The 2,295-nt window shown below is 35.6% G+C and carries 4 protein-coding genes; 2 read left to right on the top strand and 2 right to left on the bottom strand.

Features of this window, described 5'->3' with window-relative positions:
• Together V5N63_RS11635 and V5N63_RS11630 are read left to right on the top strand one after the other, a co-directional pair.
• Window positions 1-572 (top strand): transketolase family protein (locus V5N63_RS11635; RefSeq protein ID WP_332034074.1); only part of this gene is annotated, 572 nt, incomplete at its 5' end.
• A 101-nt stretch (window positions 573-673) separates the two neighbouring features.
• A complete protein-coding gene (locus tag V5N63_RS11630; RefSeq protein ID WP_332034073.1) occupies window positions 674-1,033 on the top strand; it encodes a DUF2200 domain-containing protein in 360 nt (119 codons plus the stop codon).
• Here the strand turns inward: V5N63_RS11630 and V5N63_RS11625 are convergent, their stop codons facing one another.
• Window positions 1,034-2,170 carry a hypothetical protein gene (locus V5N63_RS11625; protein WP_332034072.1) on the bottom strand — a complete coding sequence of 379 codons (1,137 nt, stop codon included), beginning with the start codon at window positions 2,168-2,170 and terminating at the stop codon, window positions 1,034-1,036. It lies immediately after the preceding gene.
• Window positions 2,170-2,289, bottom strand: a complete 120-nt coding sequence (locus tag V5N63_RS11935) for a hypothetical protein (protein ID WP_442905817.1) — start codon at window positions 2,287-2,289, stop codon at window positions 2,170-2,172. The genes V5N63_RS11625 and V5N63_RS11935 overlap by 1 nt, the downstream gene beginning before the upstream one ends.
• Window positions 2,290-2,295 lie beyond the last annotated feature (6 nt).

Here is a 2,295-nt window from a genome sequence, read left to right as displayed (position 1 = left end):
TGGAAGACATCGGAATGATGAAAATGCTTCCGGGAATGACGGTTATTAATACTTGTGATTACAACCAGACCAAAGCTGCAACTTTAGCCATCGCAGATTTCGAAGGTCCGGTTTATTTAAGATTCGGGCGACCTGTAGTTCCGGTCTTCATTCCGGAAGATATGCCTTTCGAAATCGGAAAAGGAATTCTTTTACAGGAAGGAACCGATGTAACCATCGTGGCGACCGGACATTTGGTTTGGGAATCTCTGCTTGCTGCAGATGAACTGGAAAAAGAAGGAATTTCGTGTGAGGTGATTAACATTCACACCATTAAACCTCTGGACGAAGAAATTATTCTGAAATCTGTTGAAAAAACCGGCAAAATCGTAACCGCTGAAGAGCATAATTATTTAGGTGGTTTAGGCGAATCGGTTGCAGGTATGTTAGCCAGAAAAAGACCTACAATCCAGGAATTTGTTGCAGTAAACGATACTTTCGGTGAATCAGCAACACCGGCGGAACTGATGAAGAAATATAAAATCGATGCTGCTGCTGTAAAAGAGGCGGTGATGAGGATTTTGGAAAGATAATCGTAAAAAATAAGACCTAACAATCTTTTAAAAACTTGTTAGGTCTCCTAAATTTTAAAACACGCTTTTTTTAAGGCGTGTTTTTTTGTTAAATTTAGTTTATGAATGAGAAAAATTATAACTGCATTTTCAAAATGTCGTTCGCCTCAGTTTATCCGCATTACATGACAAAAGTGGAGAAAAAAGGACGAACCATTGCCGAACTTCACGAAGTTATTTTTTGGTTAACGGGATATGATGAAGCGACTTTACATAAAATCATTGCAGACAAAACCAATTTTGAGGATTTCTTTAAGAATGCTCCGCAACTCCATCCTAATGTTTCCAAAATTACGGGCGTCATCTGTGGTTACCGTGTGGAGGAAATTGAAAATCCTTTAATGCAGAAAATTAGATTTTTGGATAAATTGGTGGATGAATTGGCAAAAGGAAAAGCGATGGAAAAGATTTTAAGACCATAATTATTGACCAAAAACTGTTTTCAGGAATTTGTTATTAAGATTTTTTTGCATCAAAATAAACATCCAAAACAGTTGCAAAATAATGAACGGAAAGAAAAAACGAAACTGTCCCGCCGCAGGAAATAAGAAGAACTTCATATAAATATTCACAAAAAGAAGAATGGCAAACAGCTTTTCTTCTTTCTTTTTTCCGAGATAAAGCGAAGCAATCATTAAAATTGATGAGGACAGAATTACTTTTTTCATGTTCAGCAAGTTTCCGAAAGCAACATTGGTGTATTCTCTCCAAGTAAAGTCGGGGTTCTGTTTAGAAATAAAATTCCTTCTGCTGATGAAAGAATCGTAAAACAAATCTTTCCAACCTGGATAATGGTAAAATTTGATGAGGGAAAAATACAGCGCGAACAATATCAATGAATACCCAATAATTTTAAAATCAACTTTCTTAGATTTTGAATAATTAACTAATAATTCAAATAAGAGATAACTTAACCCGAAAATCAAATAATCTGCTCTGATTAGAACTAGACAGACCAGCAAAAGAAACCTCAACAATAACGGATACTTCTTTAAATAAGCATAGAAAAAAGCCAGCAAAACCATAAAACCAAACATATCAGGATTTGGTGCGATGGCTAAATCCGAAAAGAGTGGAAGTAAAAAAATGAAGAGCGAAAGCGAAAAAACCAACCAACCTCTCTGCGGAAAAATATGTCCCAGAATTAAGAAAACAAAAATTCCTGCAAGAAAACAGCTCGTTAAATTGGTCACCAAAACCGATTTTGGCAAAGAAAATCCCAATTTGTAGAAGAAATCAATTGCGGCAACAAATAAAACTTTAACCTGATAATACGGCAACTGTTCAGAGAATGACTGCGCATTTTCATAAAAGGATTTCCTCGCATTATTTCCTTTGATGATATGGGTGAATTCACTTTCTGGAGCTTCCTGTTTTATTGACTGGAACGTGAGTTGATGAACTTTATCAAAATTCCCGGGAAATTCAGCCGCCAAAACACTTCCGACATAGCCCGGTAAATCCCAGTCATAGGTTCGGTTTTCATAATTTATGAAAATTGAAAATGCGAAAGTCACGCACAAAATAAGAAAGCGCAATATATTTTGAATCTTCATCATCAATTATTTTTAAACACAAAATACACCGCCAAAACCAAACATACAGAAGCATAAAGATGATTCATATTAAGTTTAATATTCTTAATCGCAACCACGGCAAAAATCACGAAAACGACCAACGTTAT

This window comes from Kaistella sp., assembly GCF_032060305.1.
Taxonomy (GTDB): domain Bacteria; phylum Bacteroidota; class Bacteroidia; order Flavobacteriales; family Weeksellaceae; genus Kaistella; species Kaistella yananensis.
Note: the sequence above shows the minus strand (reverse complement) of the source record. Positions and strands in the feature narration are given on the sequence as shown.